Below are 15,567 nucleotides of genomic sequence, written 5' to 3'. Positions count from 1 at the left end.
TCCGGCTCCGGCTCCGGCTCACGACGGTGCCGGTGCGGGGAGGGGCACCGTCCACTCCGCGACGGTGCCGGTCGGCTGGTTCGGCGTGAGCGTGAAGGTGCCTGCGAGATCGGCGGCGCGCCGGCGCAGGTTGGCCAGGCCGCTGCGGCGGGTGACGGCCGGGTCGACCCCGCGCCCGTTGTCGGCGACGCGCAGCCGCAGCCACGTGCCGTCGGTCTCGGCGGTGACCTCGACCGCGGTGGCCCGCGCGTGGCGGGCGGCGTTCGACAGCGTCTCGCGCAGGACCGCGAGCAGGTGCTCGGCATGACCGGCGGGCACGTCGGTGTCCAACAGGCCGGTCATGCGCAGCGCGGGGCTGAAGCCGAGGACGCCGGCGGCCCGGTCGGTCTCGGTGAGCAGCTTGGCGCGCAGCCCGCCGCGGGATCCGGGGCGGTCCTGCTCGCCCAGGGCGTAGATGGTGCCCCGCACGGTCTTGATGGTGTCGTCGAGGTCCTCGACGACCCGTTGGATCCGCTCGGCGACCTGGGGCCGGTCACCGACGCGGCCGAGCACCGAGTTCAGGGTCAGTCCGGAGGCGAACAGCCGCTGGATGGCCAGGTCGTGCAGGTCGCGGGCGATGCGGTCGCGGTCGCTCAGGACCAGGAGGTGCTCGGCCTCGCGCCGGTGCTCGGCGATCTCCAGGGCCAGCGCGGCCTGGTCGGCGAAACCGCTGATCATGGTCATGGCGGCCTCGGAGAACTCCGGGCCGCCGGGACGGTTGGCGACCTCCAGCACGCCGCGCACGTGCTCGCCGCCTCCCAGCGGGAGCAGGAAGCCGGGCCCCAGCCCGACCTCCGCCGCGCAGCCGCCGTCCGCCCGCTGCTCGTCGGACAGCGAGCCGCTGGTGACGCGCTCATTGGTGCGGTACACCCCGGCGGCCTGCGTGGCCGGGGGCAGCACCAGCCCGCGCACCCGCTCGGCGCCCTCTCCCTCGGCGGCCTCGACCACCAGCCCCTCGCCGCCGTCGAACGGCACCGCCACCGTCACCAGATCCGCGCCGGACAGCGTCCTGACGGTGGCGGCGACCTGGTGCAGGACGAGGTCGGGGTCGGTGCCCGACAGCAGGCTGCGGGTCAGTTCGCTGCTCGCCTCCAGCCACTGCTCCCTGCGACGCGTGTCCTCGTACAGGCGGGCGTTGTCGATCGCCACACCGGCCGCGGCCGCGAGCGTGCGCAGCACCGCCTCGTCCTCCTCGTCGAACTCCGCGCCACCCCGCTTGTCGGTGAGGTACAGGTTCCCGAAGACCTCGTCGCGCACCCGGACCGGCGCCCCCAGGAACGTGGTCATCACCGGATGCCCCTCCGGGAAGCCCACCGCCTCGGGATGGCTGCCCAGATCGGCCAGGCGCAGCGACTCCGGGTTCCTGACCAGCAGTCCCAGGATGCCCCGGCCCTCGGGGTAGTGGCCGATCGCGCCGACGGTCTCCTCGTCCATGCCGACCGTGATGAACTGCCTGATCCGGCCCTCGTCACCCAGCACCCCCAGCGCTCCGTACCGGGCGTCCACCAGGGCCACGGCCGACTCGGCGATCCGCCGCAGCACCACGTCGAGATCCAGGTCGGAGCCGATGGCGAGGACCGCGTCCAACAGCGTGGACACCCGGTCCCGGGCTGCGCGCACCTGCGCGACCTGCGCCTGGAGCCCTTCCAGCAGCTCGTCCAGCCTCAGGTGAGGCGCCGTCGGCCTGCGCTCCCGCGCCGGAGGCTTTGCCATTCCCGCTCCCTCCCGGAGGGCGCCGGCGGCACCTTCCGCATGATGCCGGAACGGTCCTCTCCGCACGCGAACGCACGTGCCGCGCACGGTCGTCCCGGCACTCAGGATCCTACGACCCGGTGCCCCCCGGGCACCGAAGCGCTCCCCCCGGCAGCCCGACCGCCGAAGGCGCGGACCGGCGCGATGGCCTCCTGCCCGGCGATCGGAGCCCTCGCCGTCGGACGGCCTCGGCGGGGACGACGACACCTTGACGCCCGTCGCCTCCCGGCCGGCCGGCGCGTCAGCGCGTCCAGGCCTCCGGGCCGCCGCCGCGCCACTCGACCGTCTCCGACCGCCGCACCCACGCGTCGTCGACGTCGTCCAGGCCGACGAGGCGCAGGAAATCGACGACGTCCAGCAGCCCGTACGCCAGTCCGACGAAACGCTCATTGACGCGGACGCGTCGGCCGCCGTCCTCGGCGGGCGGGTAGATCACGATGGGCCGTGTGCCGTCCATACGGCCAGCCTGCCGTCGAAACGAGCGGGACGCGCGGTGGGATGCGCCGGCCGCGCGGCCTCAGGCGGTGCCCGTCCGGCCGTACCAGTCCAGGCACATGACGCTGGCGTCGTCCTGGGGACGGCCGTGGCAGGCGTCCTTCACCGCATCCGTCAGCGCCTGCACCGTCTGTCTGGGATGCAGACGGCGGGTCCGGCGGAGCAGCGCGGGCAGGTCGACCGCCGCCGCTTCCCGGTCCTGCATGCCGTCGGTGAGCAGGACGATCCGGTCACCGGGGCGCAGGTCGAGCTTCTGCACGCGGTAGGGGACGGGCGAGGGGACTCCGAAGGGCAGGTTGATGCCGAGGGGGATCTCCTCCACGACTCCGTCACGCAGGCGCAGGGGCCAGGGATGACCGGCGTTGATCAGCTCCACGCGCTCCTGCACGAGGTCGACGCAGAGCAGTTGCCCGGTCGCCATGGCGCCGCGTCCGTGGGACAGCAGCGCCTGGTGGGCCTGGTGTGCCTGGTCGCCGACGTTGCACCCCGCGCGCCGGGCGCCGCGCAGGGCGCCGAGCAGAAGGGTGGCCAGCAGGGCGGAGTTCACGTCGTGGCCCATGGCGTCGGTCAGCGACAGGTGCAGGGTGTCGCGGTCCAGGCTGTAGTCGTAGGTGTCCCCACCGATGTCGTCCGCGGGGACGAGCGCGCAGGCCACGGTGAACTGGGGTGCCTCGCAGCAGGAGGCGGAGGGAAGCAGCTGGTGCTGGATCTCCGCGGCGAGCGTCAGGGGCTTGGTGCGCTGTCCCCACTGGTAGGCGTCCGTGAAGCGGCGGTCGGTGACGATGATGTACGCCAGGGCGTGGGCCGCCTCCGCCACGTGCCGCAGCACGTCCCCGTCGGTGTGGGGGAGTGTCATCTCGAGGACACCGATGCAGTCGCCACGGTTGGTGACCGGCGCGATGACCCGCTGCCGGCCCTCGGCGTCCCGCTGCCGGTGCAACCGCTGCTCGTGGAGGACCAGTTGGTAGACGCTGCCCTGCACGGGGATGCGCACGGGGCTGGTGCCACCGGCTTCGGCGTCGTCGGCAGCGGTGAGCCGCACCAGTTCCTGGCCGACGAAGTCCAGGAACAGGAAGGAGACGGAGACGGCCCCGAGGCGCTTCTGCACGTTGCGTGCGACGACGTCGACGGAATCCATCGGCGCGGCGTCCTCGGCAGCCGCCAGGACTTCTCCCAACGCGAACTCATCGGCCACGACAACCTCCTGACTGGTCGCCCCTACGTCTTTCCGCAACCGGTCGAGACATCCCTGGCCGATCCGGGGTGTCGCCTGCACGAGTGAGCCACCGACGGTGGGCGCGGCCTCCCGGTCCCGGCGTGCGGACACGGCCGTGCCCCCGAGCGGGGGGCACGGCCGAGGGCTCGGACACGGGGGTGGTGCGAGGTGATCCGGTCGCCGCACCGGGACGGCACGCCACGGCAGCGGGGGGCCGGTCACACGGTCGTCGCTCAGTCCGCCCTCCTGCGCGTGCCGGACCGTCCCTCCTGGCTCCGGTCCTGGCCGCGGGCCTGCTGGAAGGCCTCGGCGACCGTCTCCGCGGCACCGGACAGCACGCCCTTCGTCTTGCCCCTGGCGCCGGACTCCATCATCTTTCCGGGCAACTCCGTGAGACCCGCCGGCTTGCGCGGCCCGGCCTCGAGATCGAGCCGGTTGCACGCCTCGGCGAACCGCAGATACGTGTCGACGCTGGCGACCACGATCCGAATGTCGATCTTGAGTATCTCGATGCCCACGAGGGAGACCCGCACGAAGGCGTCGATCACCAGTCCGCGGTCGAGGATGAGTTCCAGTACGTCGTAGAGCCCGCTGGAACCTCCGCCGCCGCCACCCTGCCGCGCCGCTACCGTCATCACCCAACCCCCTGTCGGACCCGTGTGTACCGCCCCGGCTCGTGCGCCGACCGTCGGAAGTGACACGGGCGCGGACGACAACGGCGGGGCGGATCGTGGGGGTACGGGTTGCCGCTGCCGACGGTGGGCAAACGCGTGTGACGACCCGAGGGGCACACCGGCCGCGCCGTCGGCGGTTCCCGCCCGGGCCATCGCCGACGCCAGCGCCCTCGCCCTGGACCAGCCGGCGAACGGGGACGTCGACGAGCTGATCGTGCGGCCCGCGGCACAGGACTGATCCCCTCCGCGCGGCGCGTCACCGGCTCGGGTACGGCGTCGCCCTCCGCGCGCCGGGAGCGGGAACCCCGGGCCGACCGTCCGCCCGGTGACGGGCCGGTGTCCGCCGTCAGCTTTTCAGGTCCGTCGCGGTGAGGTCGGCGAGGGCGGCGTCGAGGCGCCGCCCGGCCTCCTCGGCGACCGGGCGGAGGGCGTCGCTGCCGGTCAGGGTCACCATGGTGTCCGGGTCGAGTGCCTGTACGGCGGTGCGGTCGCCGTCGCGGCGGACGACGACGTTGCAGGGCAGGAGCAGGCCGATGGTGCGGTCGACGTCCAGGGCCCGGTGGGCGAGGGGCGGGTTGCAGGCGCCGAGGATGACGTAGTCCTCCATGTCCTCCGCGGCGCGGCCGAGCTTGGTCTTGAGGGTGGTGGTGACGTCGATCTCGGTGAGGATGCCGAAGCCCTGGGCGGCGAGGGCGTCGCGGGTGCGGTCGACGGCGGTGGCGAAGTCGGTGTCGAGGTGGACGGTGCGGTCGTAGCGCATGGCGGTGGCCCTTCTCGTGGCTCGCACGGCAGTGGACGGGCGTCCGGTGGGGCGAGCGGTCCGTGGGGTGCTTTCCGGGGTTCTCCCTGCCCTCCAAAATACCCCCCGGGGTACTCGTGTTACCTTCGTATGTATACCCCCCGGGGTAATTTTCCACTGGAAGGGAGTAACGCGTGTTCTTCGTCGACACGATCGAGGTGCAGGGGCTCGGCAACCGGAGCTATCTCGCCGGCGGTGAGCGGACGGCGGTGGCCGTCGACCCGCCGCGCGACGTCGACCAGGTGATCGCGGCGGCCGTACGGCGTGGGGTGCGGATCTCCCACGTCGTGGAGACGCACGTGCACAACGACTACGTGACCGGCGGCCTGGAGCTGGCCCGGATCACCGGGGCGGCGTACCACGTCCCCGCCGGGGCCCGGGTCTCCTTCGCGCGGGTGCCGGTGCACGACGGCGACCGGACCGAGGTCGACGCCGGCCTGACCCTGCGCGCGCTCGCCACCCCCGGCCACACGCCGCACCACACCTCCTACGCGCTGGAGGAAGGCGGGACGGCGGTCGCGGTGTTCACCGGCGGCTCGCTGCTGATCGGCACCGTCGGCCGCCCCGACCTCGTCGAACCGCGACTGACCGAGCACCTCGCGCGTGCGCAGCACGCCTCCGTGCACAGGCTGGCCGCCGAACTGCCGGAGGCGGCGGCGGTGCTCCCCACCCACGGGTTCGGCAGCTTCTGCTCCTCCTCCCAGGCGGAGGGCGGTGCCACCACCATCGGCAAGGAGAAGGCGTCCAACGAGGCCCTCGTCCGGGACGTGGACACCTTCGTCACCGATCTGCTGGCCGGCCTGGACGACATCCCCGCCTACTACGCGCACATGGGTCCGGCCAACGCCGCCGGACCGGCTCCCGTCGACCTCACCCCGCCCGCGGTGGCCGACGCCGAGGAGATCGCCGCCCGGCTGGCCGCCGGGGAGTGGGTGGTCGACCTGCGCAACCGTGTCGCCTTCGCCGCCGGGCACGTGTCCGGCTCGTTCAACTTCGAGGCCGACGGCCAGCTCGCCACCTACCTGGCCTGGCTGATTCCGTGGGGCAAGCCGGTCACCCTGCTCGCCGAATCGGCCGCCCAGCTCGCCGCAGCGCAGCGCGAGCTGGTCCGGGTGGGCATCGACAGGCCGGCAGCCGCCGCCACCGGCGAGCCCGCCCGATGGGTGCGCGAGGGCGAGGCGCCGGTCTCCTTCCCGCGGTCCGACTTCGCCGGCCTCGCGGGCCGGCACCCGGCGGAGGGAGTCGTCGTCCTCGACGTCCGGCGCGACTCGGAGCGGGCGGGCGGGTACATCGAGGGCTCGGTCCACATTCCGGTCCACACCCTGCACCGCCGCCTGGCGGAGGTCCCCGACGGTGAGGTGTGGGTGCACTGCGCGGGCGGCGCGCGGGCCGCCGTCGCCGCCTCCCTGCTGGACGCCGCCGGCCGGGACGTCGTCGCCGTGGACGACTCCTTCGACGCCGCCGCGGCGGCAGGACTCACCATCCGCAACCCCTGACGGCTCCGGGCGCCGCACCGGCCCCCGCCGACCGTCCGTACCGACACGGGAAACAGGAGCGAGAAACCACATGAGCATCTTCCGACGGGACCAGGGGGGTCCGGGCCGGGTGACCGCGCGGGAAGCGGCCGCGCGCACCGGCCACGGTGCCGCCGACGGCGCGGGCGACGCCGTGCTGCTGGACGTGCGCGAGCCGTACGAGTGGCAGTCGGGGCATGCCCCCCGTGCCCTGCACCTGCCGTTGTCCGCGCTGGCCGTCGGGGCGGCGCTGCCCGCCCACGCGCAGGCGCGGCCCCTGATCGTGATCTGTCGCTCCGGCAACCGCTCCCGGCGGGCCGCCGGCCTGCTGGCGGCCCGCGGCGCGGTGGCCGTGGACGTGATCGGCGGGATGCGTTCCTGGGCGAAGGAGGGACTGCCGGTGGTGGACGCGAGCGGCAAAAACGGCACCGTCGCGTGAGCGCGGTCGTCCTCGCCCTCACCGCCGGCGCCGTGATCGGTGTGGCGCTGGGCGCGCTCGGGGGCGGCGGCAGCGTGCTCGCCGTCCCCGCCCTGATCTACCTGCTCGGCTTCAGCCCGGTCGGGGCCACCACCGCCAGCCTGGTCATCGTCACCCTGACCTCGGCCACCGCGCTGCTCGCGCACGCCCGCGACGGGCATGTGCGCTGGCGTACGGGACTGCTGTTCGCGGCCGCCGGGATCGGCCCGGCCATGCTGGGCGGCGCGCTCGCCGCCCAGGTGCCGGCCGCCGTGCTGACGGGGGCCTTCGCCCTCGTCGCGGCGGTGGCCGCCCTGCGCATGATGCGGTCCGCGCCGGCCGCGGCGGGCGCTGTGCCGGTCCGGCAGACGCGCGCCGCGGGGGCCGGTGCCGGGCTCGGCGCGGTCACCGGCGTCCTCGGCGTCGGCGGCGGCTTCCTCGCCGTACCGGCACTGGTGGGCGTGGTCGGGATGCGGATGCGCAACGCGGTGGGCACCAGTCTGCTGGTCATCACCGCCAACTCCGTGGCGGCGCTGGTGACGCGTGCGGGTACCGTCCAGCAGCTGGACTGGGCGGTCGTCGGTCCGTTCGTCGGGGCCGCGATTCTCGGCGCGTGGGACGCGAAACGGCTGGCCGCGAAGGTCACCGGCGACACGCTTCAGCGGATCTTCGCCGGGGTGCTGCTGGCCGTGGCGGCCTTCATGCTGATCGACGCGCTGCTGTGACGGCCACCGCGGCACGCCGGCTCACGCCAGCGACAGGAACAGTTTCTCCAGCCTGGCGCGCATCGCGTGCGGATCCTCTCCGTCCCCGCGCCCCGAGTCGATGTCCGCCACGCACTGCCGCAGGCCGGTCGCGATGATCGCGAACCCGGCCCGGTCGAGGGCGCGGGAGGCCGCGGAGAGCTGCGTGACGACGTCCTCGCAGTCGCGTCCCTCCTCGATCATCCGGATCACGCCGGATATCTGACCCTGCGCACGGCGCAGCCGGTTCAGCACGGCAGCCAGGTCCGCGCCCGCAAGTTCCAGTTCCACGACCACTCCTCGTTCCACGCCCCTTCAGTCGATACCCCTAGGGGTATCGTACGTCGCAGTTCGAACCACTACCGCCCGGTACCGACCCGCAAGGATCACCTCTGCCATGACCATCCCCTCCGCCCCCTCCGCCCTCCGCGCCGACGAGGCCCGCACCCGGCTGCACGAGTTCACCGTCATCGACGTGCGCACGCCCGCCGAGTACGGCTCCGGCCACCTGCCCGGCGCGGTGAACATCCCCCTCGACCACATCCGGCGCGCGCTGCCGGAGATCCGGCACGCCGCCGAGCGCGGCGACGTCCTCGTGGTGTGCGCCTCCGGCGCCCGCTCCGAGAACGCCTGCAAGCTCCTGGCCGAGCAGGGCATCGGCACCGCCACCCTGGTCGGCGGCACCGGCGCCTGGGCCGCCGAGGGACACGACCTGCAGACACCGGCCGCATGCGACACGCGGGCGGGCTGGAGCATGGAACGCCAGGTCCGTCTCACCGCCGGCAGCCTGGTCCTGCTCGGTCTCCTGCTCGGCCTGCTCGTGCACCCGGCCCTCCTGCTCATCTCCGCCGGCATCGCGGGTGGCCTGGTCTTCTCCGCCCTGACGAACACCTGCGGCATGGCGGCCGTGCTCGGAAAGCTGCCCCACAACCGGCCGCGCGCGGCCGACCTGGACGCGGCGCTCGCCGCTCTGCGCAGCCGCTGAGCCGCACGCCGCCCGCCGACGGTCCGAAAGGGGCGCACGAGCTCTCCGCGGGGCCCGTTCGGCAGCGGCTCACCCCGCACGACAGCCACGGCACTGTGCGCGTGACGAAGCACGGCCTGGCCGGCGGAGCCCAGCAGAACCCGGCGGCGGCCGCCATGCCCCGGCCTCCTCGGACCGGCCCGGGGGTCCCGGCGCAGCGGACCGACGGTCCCGCTTCGACGGGACCGTCGGCCCTGTGGTGCGGTCGGCGTCGCGGAGCGATGCTGGAAGGGGATCCGCAGTGAGAGGGCACGGTCATGCACGCACATGTTGGGGACCGGCTGATCGTCGAGAGCCCGGCCACGGGCGTCGTCCGGCGCGACGGGGAGATCGTCGGCCTCCACCACCAGGACGGGACCCCGCCGTACGACGTGCGGTGGTCGGACACGGGCGACATCACGCTCGTCTTTCCCGGGCCGGACGCCCACGTCCATCACCCCGGCCACGACGAGACGGCGCCGGGCGCACCGCCGTCCGAAAACACGGACGCGCAGAGCGGGAGTGCGGAGACCGCGGGCAGGGAGACAGCCGTCGCCGGTCCCGGCGACGTGGGCCGCCGGGTGGCGGAGGCGCGCCGGCGGCGTGGCCTCGGCCTGACGGAGACCGCCGACCGCGCCCGTATCTCACCGGCCTACCTGGACTACCTGGAGACGCACTCGGCCGATCCGAGCTCCGGGACCCTCATGCGTCTGGCCGACGCGCTGGGAACCACGCTCCTCGAACTCCAGGGCGGCAGCCAGGAGAGGCCTCCCGGACAGGGGCAGGCGCTCTACCACCCCCGCCTGCGGGACCTCGGCGAGGAGGAGTGCAGGGCCCTGCTGTCGACGCACGGCGTGGGGCGCGTCTCGCTCACCACGCAGCACGGCCCCGCCGTGTTCCCCGTCAACTACGAGGTGGTCGACGGGACGATCGCCTTCCGCACGGCACCCGACACCGCCCTCGCCACCGCCGTCGGCCACGAGGTGGCCTTCGAGGCCGACCACATCGACGAGGCCATGAGCCAGGGCTGGAGCGTCCTGGTGGTGGGACCCGCGCGGGCCGTCACCGATCCCGCCGCGGTACGCCGGCTCGACGAGCGGGCACACAGCGCCCCCTGGGCCGGGGGACGGCGCACGCTGTGGGTGGTCATCACCGTCGAACGGCTGACCGGCCGCCGCATCACCCCCGCCGACGACGCCTGAACGCCCGCGGCGGCAGGGGGCAGGCAGACCGCAGCCGCCCCGGTGACGTCCGGGACCCCGCGGGGCCCGTTCGCCCCCGGACCGCGCTCCGCTCCGGACCGCGTTCCACGCCCGGGCGGTGCAGGGGAAAGCGCAGCGCCCGGCCGCCGCGGCGGCACCGGCCGACAGGGAGCCGAGATGAAGATGCACACACGCTGTGGCCGTACCCTCAACGTCACCCGCTTCGCGCCACAGGGACTGCCGGCCCCGATGGGCCGCGTCGTCCTGGACACCTCCTTCGAGGCCCACGACGAAGGCGGTGAACTGTGGGCGTCGCTCACGGCCGAGGAGGCCCGGCGGCTCGCCGGACTGCTGCTGTTCCAGGCCGCCGCGGTGGACCCCGGACCCGGCGGCCGCCCCGGAGCGGCCGAGGTGGTGCCCATCGCCGGCGACGCGTACGAGGTCCGGGTGCGCGGACACGTCCTGACGGTCGACCAACCGCTGTCCGACGGGGGCAAGGACACCGCCCCCACCCCGGTGGAACTCCTCGTGGCCGCCGCCGCCTCCTGCGCGGCGCACTACGCGGGCCGCTTCCTCGACCGCCACGGCGCCGACCGGGACGGCCTGTCCGTCCGCGCGGAGTTCCGCATGGCCGACGACCGGCCGCCCCGGGTGGCCGCGATCTCCCTCACCGTCCTGGCCCCGGGCCTGCCGCCGCACCGGCTGGCCGCGCTGCGCGCGGTGGTCTCGCACTGCACGGTGACGAACACGCTGGCCCAGGCCCCCGAGGTGCAGCTCGAGGTCCGTTGCGCCACCGGCGACGAGGCCGACGGCGATGCCGAGGCGGGCCCCCGTGCGAGTACCCGGACGTGAACCGGCCGCGTCCCGCCGGGAAGACGCGCCGAGATTCCCGGCGGGCGGTGCCGGCTCGCGCCGGGGGTACCCTCTGGCCGTTCCGCGCGGGGTGGGAGCACGGGGACCGGGGGCACGACGGCCTCCCGCCGGGCGTTCAGTGAGCCGTGTCCTCCGCCCTGGGGACGACGACGACCGGGCAGGCCGCGTGCTGGGCGCAGCGCTGGCCCACCGATCCCAGCATCGCCCGGGCGAAGCCGCCCCGGCCCCGGCGGCCGACGACGAGCAGTTCGGCTCCCTCCGAGGCCTGGATCAGGGCCTCGGACGGGTCGCCCTCGACGAGGTGCTCCCTCAGCCGCGCCGGACGCTCCCCGGGGAAGACGGAGCGCAACTCCGCCGCGAAGCGCTCCCGTGCCTGCTGCAGGTCGAAGTCGGGATCGATCGCCGGCCCGCTCCAGCCCGCGGAGGACGGCGTGTCCCAGACGTGGACCGCCTCCACGACACCGCCGACGGTCCGTGCGTACCGGTCCGCCCACCGCAGCGCCGCGTACGACGTCGGAGATCCGTCCACACCCACGACCACCCGTGGTACCGGCTCGGATTGCATGGTCACCTCGCTCAGCCGTCGTTGTCCATGCGTATCCGTGGATACGCGTATCCGCGTATCCACGCTGCCGGGCCGCGCGCCAGCGCGCCAGCCGGGGAGCCGTTCGGCGGTCCGCCGGCGTGGACGGGCCGGCCGGCGGACGGGCGTGCGGCGCCCACCGGCGCCGGGATACGTCAGGCCAGAGCACGGCGCGCACATCCCGAATCCCGGCTGGGCCGGGCGGGCGGCGAACCGTCGGGGCCCGCGGTCGTCGCGGCGGCGCGGCCCGCGGGCGGGCAGGGGCGGGCGGCCCCGTGAACCGGGCCGTCCGGCCCATGCCCGCGACCGCCGGACGGCACATGCCTGGGCGTGGCGTCCACCGTGCTCCTCGTGGAACTGACCCTGCGCGGCGCACGGTCGCTGCCCTCCGGGCCCGCGGCGGTGCCATGAGGACGCCGTGTGCCCCGATCGCGGCCCAGGTCGGGCTGCACGGGCCGGGCGGCGGGGACCATCGGCACCGCCGCGGGCCCGTACGGCCACTGCCCTGACGGGCCACGGCGGACGAGTATCGATCACGGAACGCATCATCTGCGGCGAGTTCCCGAGGAGCACAGGGATGCCCAGGACCACAGGGACGCCCGGCACCACAGCGAGGGGAGAACCCGGGCTGCCGGCGCCCGGCCCGGGTCCGCGGCGCCCCGCCCGTGACGCCACCGTCGCCGAAACGGGGGCGGGGGAGGTACGGCGACGCGGCACGGCCGGACCCCGCCGCTGCCGCCCCGCGCGAGGAGCGGGCCCCGGACCGACCGCACACCATCAAGGCCGTACTCGTCGCCACTTTGGAGGACCGAAGCCATGCGCATAGTCGTCGCCCTCGGCGGCAACGCCCTGCTGCGCCGCGGCGAACGCCCCGACGCCGCCGTCCGGCAGTCGAACGCCGACCGGGTCGCCATCGCCCTGGCCGCGCTCGCCCGCGAACACGAACTCGTCCTCACCCACGGCAACGGCTCCCGTATCGGCCTGCCCGCCGTGGAGAGCGACGCCGATCCCGCCCTCGGCACCCCCTGCCCCCTGCAGCTGCTCGGGGCCCGGACCCAGGGCATGATCGGCTCCCTGCTGGCCACCGGCCTGCACGACGCCCTGCCGGGCCGCCGCGTCGCCGCCCTGGTCACCCACACCCTCGTCAGGGCCGACGATCCGGCCTTCCGCCGGCCCACCGAGTTCGTGGGCCGGGTCTACTCCCGCGACGTGGCCCGCGCCCTGGCCCGCACGCGCGGCTGGCACATCGCCCAGGACACCGCCGGCTGGCGCCGTGTCGTGCCCTCGCCGGCACCGGAACGGATCCTGGAGACCGACACCGTCCACGAGCTGCTCAACGGCGGCACCCTGGTGATCTGCGCCGGCGGCGGAGGCGTTCCGGTCGTCGAGGACCGGGACACCGGCGCGCTGACCGGCGTGGAGGCGGTCGTCGACAAGGACCTCGCGGCCGCCTCGCTCGCCGAGGGCCTGAAGGCCGACTTCCTGCTCGTCCTCACCGACGTCCCCTGCGTCTACGACGACTACGGCACCCCCGCACAGCAGCCCGTCCTCGACGCCACCCCCGCGGAGCTGCGCCGCAAGGGGCTGCCGGGCGGCTCCATGGGGCCGAAGGCCGAGGCCGCCGCCCGGTTCGTCGAACGCACCGGGGGACTGGCCGCCATCGGGGCCCTGGACGCGGCGTACGAGATCGTGCACGGCCGCTCGGGCACCCTCGTCCGCCCGGAACTCGCGACCGGCTGAGGAGCGGGAGCGAAGAGCGGTACCGCCGTCCGGTCCGGGTCCCCGAGGCCGGGCGGCACCCGCTCGCGGACGTGCCGGCCCGCTCCGGCGGGCGAGCCGGCACCGAACTCCCTTCTCGTTCCGCTCACTTCGAGGCACCACCCCCGGTACGTCCGCCACCTGGCAGAAAGTCACGGGGGAGCGCGATGAGCGACACCGACGGTCGGAACGGCATCGAGCCGGCGGACGCGGTCCAAGCCGTCCGCGACCAGCTCCTCCTGGCCGCGACCGGGACAGCATCCAGTTCATCCACCGCACCTTCCAGGACTACCTCGCGGCACGGGAGTTCCAGGACAGCGACTGCCTCCGGGAACCGCCCGGCCGTGCCGCGCCCGACCGGCTCGCCGACCGGCTCCGTGTCGGGGTCACGCCGGACGAAGCCCGCTGTGACGGGCCGCGGCCGGCCGGTACCGGCGATCAGGAGTCCTCGGGGCCCTCGTCCCGGATCTGCTGGGCGACGTCACGCAGCTTGACGTTGTGGTGCTGGGAGAACCGGCGCAGCACGCTGAAGGCGTCGGCCTCGCTCAGCTTGTGGCGTTCCCTGAGCATGCCCATGGCCTCACCGATGGCGTGCCGGGCTTCCATGGCGTGCTCCAGCTGGTCGACGGTGCGGGCGCCGGCCAGGGCGACGGCGGCGTGCGAGGCGAGCAGCCAGCCGGCGGTCTCCACCTCCTCGCGGAAGGCTCCGGGGCGGCGGGCGTACAGGTTCAGCGCGCCGAAGTCCTCGTTGTCGGTGTAGAGGAGGACACCGGTCATGCTGCCCACACCCAGCCCCTGGGCCTCCGCGGCGAACCGCCGCCAGGCCGGCTGGGGCCGGCTGAGGTCGGTGATCCGGTACACGCGCTCGCCGTCCGTGCGGCGGGCGAGATCGAAACAGGGACCCTCGCCCAGCCGGCCCTGCAGGCGGTCGCACTCCTCGACCATGTCACCGCAGGCCGCCAGGGTCACGGCCCGTCCCTTGCGGACCGCGAGGATCCCCGCCGCGTCGCAGCCGTCCACCAGTTTCACGGCCGCCGCGGCGATCTCGTCCAGTGTCGCCCGGACGGAGTCCTGGGCCAGCAGATCCCGCGCGAGCACGGCCATCTGTTCGGCGTACTCACGCCATTCCACCGTCACCACCGCCTCCGTCACCGGTTCGACCACACTAGCGGCACGACGGGGCGTCAGCGCCACGGACGGACGGTGACCACGTGAGCGGCTCACAGGTGACCCACCCCGGCGAAACGTGCGCCGGTCCCCGGCCGCCGGTCACCTTGCCTAAGGTGGGAGGCCGACAGCCGCTACCGAGGAGTGCACGTGGAGATCGTTGCGTACGGAGTCCTGGCGGACGAGCAGCCGCTGCTGCAGGCGGAGTTCGAGCGGGTGCTCGCCGACCGTCACGACCTGCGCTGCCTGGGGCTCTTCCTGAACCGGGACACCGTCCCGACCGCGGTCGGGCACGAGATCGTCCTCAGCAGTGTCAACGACACGCTGGACGCCGAGGTGCTGCGCGCACTGGCTGCCGGCGGCACGCGGATGATCGCCCAACGGGCCACCGGCTACAACAACATCGACCTGACCGTGGCGCGTGAGCTGGGGATCGCCGTGGCGCGGGTGTCGTACTACTCGCCGTACTCCGTCGCCGAGTTCGCCTGGACGCTGGCCCTGGCGGTCAACCGCCGGATCGTGCGCGCCGCGCACCGCACCCGTGAGTTCGACTTCCGGCTCGACGGTCTGATGGGCCGCGATCTGCGCGGCCGGACGGCCGGGGTGGTGGGCACCGGCAAGATCGGTGCCGCGTTCGCGAGCATCGCCCACGGATTCGGCATGCGCCTGCTGGGCTGGGACATCGCCGAGAACCCCGACTGCCTGGCCCTCGGCATGGAGTACGTGGAACGGGAGCAACTGTTCGCCGAGGCGGACCTGGTGAGCCTGCACGTGCCGCTGCTGCCCGAGACGCACCATCTCCTCGACGCGAAGGCCCTGGGCCTGATGAAGAGCGACGCCATCCTGGTCAACTCCAGCCGCGGCGGTCTCGTCGACACGGACGCCCTGCTGGAGACGCTGCGCGCCGGACGGCTGAGCGGGGTCGGGCTGGACGTGTACGAGGAGGAGGCCGGGGTGTTCTTCCTGGACAAGTCGTTGGAGGTGATGACGGACGAACGCCTCGCCAGGCTGATGACGTTCAGCAACGTCCTGATCACCTCGCACCAGGCGTACTTCACCGAGGACGCCGTCGGCCAGATCGCCCGGACCACGGTCGCCAACGTCGCCGACCACCTGTCCGGCCGCACCAGTGACAACGTCCTCGTCCCACCGCCCGCCGGCTGACATCCGCCCGCGTCGCGCCGACGACGCGGGTGACGCCGCAGGGCGGGCATCCGGGAGCACCGCGCACCGTCCCGCGCCGTGCTCCCGGAAGCGCACCCTCTCGCGAGGGGGTAATGTCCGAATCTGCC

Annotated in this window: 16 protein-coding genes; 8 read left to right on the top strand and 8 right to left on the bottom strand. The window is 74.2% G+C overall.

The genetic code is table 11. The features are described 5' to 3' along the window. Nucleotides 1–18 precede the first annotated feature (18 nt). The 5 genes from ACGFQC_RS18550 to ACGFQC_RS18530 form a co-directional block, all read right to left on the bottom strand. Complete coding sequence (locus ACGFQC_RS18550) at nucleotides 19–1,752, bottom strand: GAF domain-containing protein (RefSeq protein WP_363090501.1); 1,734 nt, start codon at nucleotides 1,750–1,752, stop codon at nucleotides 19–21. Between the two features lie 280 nt (nucleotides 1,753–2,032). Beyond that, nucleotides 2,033–2,248: a hypothetical protein gene (locus tag ACGFQC_RS18545; RefSeq protein WP_363090502.1), complete on the bottom strand. Its 216-nt coding sequence runs from the start codon at nucleotides 2,246–2,248 to the stop codon at nucleotides 2,033–2,035. Between the two features lie 60 nt (nucleotides 2,249–2,308). Further along, the gene (locus ACGFQC_RS18540; RefSeq protein ID WP_363090623.1) at nucleotides 2,309–3,424 is read right to left on the bottom strand and encodes a PP2C family protein-serine/threonine phosphatase; all 1,116 of its coding nucleotides are present in this window, start codon (nucleotides 3,422–3,424) and stop codon (nucleotides 2,309–2,311) included. A gap of 311 nt (nucleotides 3,425–3,735) precedes the next feature. After that, complete coding sequence (locus ACGFQC_RS18535; RefSeq protein WP_363090503.1) at nucleotides 3,736–4,140, bottom strand: gas vesicle structural protein GvpA; 405 nt, start codon at nucleotides 4,138–4,140, stop codon at nucleotides 3,736–3,738. Nucleotides 4,141–4,522: 382 nt separating this feature from the next. Next, entirely contained in the window at nucleotides 4,523–4,936 is a 414-nt protein-coding gene (locus ACGFQC_RS18530) for a DUF302 domain-containing protein (protein ID WP_363090504.1), read from the bottom strand. A gap of 173 nt (nucleotides 4,937–5,109) precedes the next feature. Between ACGFQC_RS18530 and ACGFQC_RS18525 the strand changes: the two genes are divergently transcribed. The 3 genes from ACGFQC_RS18525 (at nucleotide 5,110) to ACGFQC_RS18515 (ending at nucleotide 7,671) form a co-directional block, all read left to right on the top strand. Next, a complete protein-coding gene (locus ACGFQC_RS18525) occupies nucleotides 5,110–6,471 on the top strand; it encodes an MBL fold metallo-hydrolase (RefSeq protein WP_363090505.1) in 1,362 nt (453 codons plus the stop codon). Between the two features lie 70 nt (nucleotides 6,472–6,541). Next, a complete protein-coding gene (locus tag ACGFQC_RS18520) occupies nucleotides 6,542–6,928 on the top strand; it encodes a rhodanese-like domain-containing protein (RefSeq protein WP_363090506.1) in 387 nt (128 codons plus the stop codon). After that, nucleotides 6,925–7,671: a sulfite exporter TauE/SafE family protein gene (locus tag ACGFQC_RS18515; protein ID WP_363090507.1), complete on the top strand. Its 747-nt coding sequence runs from the start codon at nucleotides 6,925–6,927 to the stop codon at nucleotides 7,669–7,671. The genes ACGFQC_RS18520 and ACGFQC_RS18515 overlap by 4 nt, the downstream gene beginning before the upstream one ends. 21 nt (nucleotides 7,672–7,692) lie before the next feature. Here ACGFQC_RS18515 and ACGFQC_RS18510 read toward each other — a convergent pair whose 3' ends face one another. Continuing rightward, nucleotides 7,693–7,980 carry a metal-sensitive transcriptional regulator gene (locus ACGFQC_RS18510; RefSeq protein WP_363090508.1) on the bottom strand — a complete coding sequence of 96 codons (288 nt, stop codon included), beginning with the start codon at nucleotides 7,978–7,980 and terminating at the stop codon, nucleotides 7,693–7,695. 106 nt (nucleotides 7,981–8,086) lie between these two features. On the opposite strand from ACGFQC_RS18510, the gene ACGFQC_RS18505 reads away from it, so the two are divergent. From ACGFQC_RS18505 to ACGFQC_RS18495, 3 genes are all read left to right on the top strand, one after another. Next, nucleotides 8,087–8,674: a rhodanese-like domain-containing protein gene (locus ACGFQC_RS18505; RefSeq protein ID WP_363090509.1), complete on the top strand. Its 588-nt coding sequence runs from the start codon at nucleotides 8,087–8,089 to the stop codon at nucleotides 8,672–8,674. Between the two features lie 296 nt (nucleotides 8,675–8,970). Next, on the top strand, nucleotides 8,971–9,894 hold the full coding sequence (locus ACGFQC_RS18500) for a pyridoxamine 5'-phosphate oxidase family protein (RefSeq protein WP_363090510.1): 924 nt from the start codon (nucleotides 8,971–8,973) through the stop codon (nucleotides 9,892–9,894). 177 nt (nucleotides 9,895–10,071) lie between these two features. After that, nucleotides 10,072–10,746 carry an OsmC family protein gene (locus ACGFQC_RS18495; RefSeq protein WP_363090511.1) on the top strand — a complete coding sequence of 225 codons (675 nt, stop codon included), beginning with the start codon at nucleotides 10,072–10,074 and terminating at the stop codon, nucleotides 10,744–10,746. A gap of 136 nt (nucleotides 10,747–10,882) precedes the next feature. Here ACGFQC_RS18495 and ACGFQC_RS18490 read toward each other — a convergent pair whose 3' ends face one another. Further along, the gene (locus tag ACGFQC_RS18490; protein WP_363090512.1) at nucleotides 10,883–11,332 is read right to left on the bottom strand and encodes a universal stress protein; all 450 of its coding nucleotides are present in this window, start codon (nucleotides 11,330–11,332) and stop codon (nucleotides 10,883–10,885) included. A gap of 834 nt (nucleotides 11,333–12,166) precedes the next feature. On the opposite strand from ACGFQC_RS18490, the gene ACGFQC_RS18485 reads away from it, so the two are divergent. Next, a complete protein-coding gene (locus ACGFQC_RS18485) occupies nucleotides 12,167–13,090 on the top strand; it encodes a carbamate kinase (RefSeq protein ID WP_363090513.1) in 924 nt (307 codons plus the stop codon). Between the two features lie 456 nt (nucleotides 13,091–13,546). Here ACGFQC_RS18485 and ACGFQC_RS18480 read toward each other — a convergent pair whose 3' ends face one another. Beyond that, nucleotides 13,547–14,212, bottom strand: a complete 666-nt coding sequence (locus tag ACGFQC_RS18480) for a GAF and ANTAR domain-containing protein (RefSeq protein WP_393288419.1) — start codon at nucleotides 14,210–14,212, stop codon at nucleotides 13,547–13,549. A 213-nt stretch (nucleotides 14,213–14,425) separates the two neighbouring features. Between ACGFQC_RS18480 and ACGFQC_RS18475 the strand changes: the two genes are divergently transcribed. After that, on the top strand, nucleotides 14,426–15,439 hold the full coding sequence (locus ACGFQC_RS18475) for a 2-hydroxyacid dehydrogenase (RefSeq protein WP_363090514.1): 1,014 nt from the start codon (nucleotides 14,426–14,428) through the stop codon (nucleotides 15,437–15,439). Nucleotides 15,440–15,567 lie beyond the last annotated feature (128 nt).

Origin of the sequence: Streptomyces sp. NPDC048734 (genome assembly GCF_043198675.1) — a bacterium.
Classification (GTDB): domain Bacteria; phylum Actinomycetota; class Actinomycetes; order Streptomycetales; family Streptomycetaceae; genus Streptomyces.
Note: the sequence above shows the minus strand (reverse complement) of the source record. Positions and strands in the feature narration are given on the sequence as shown.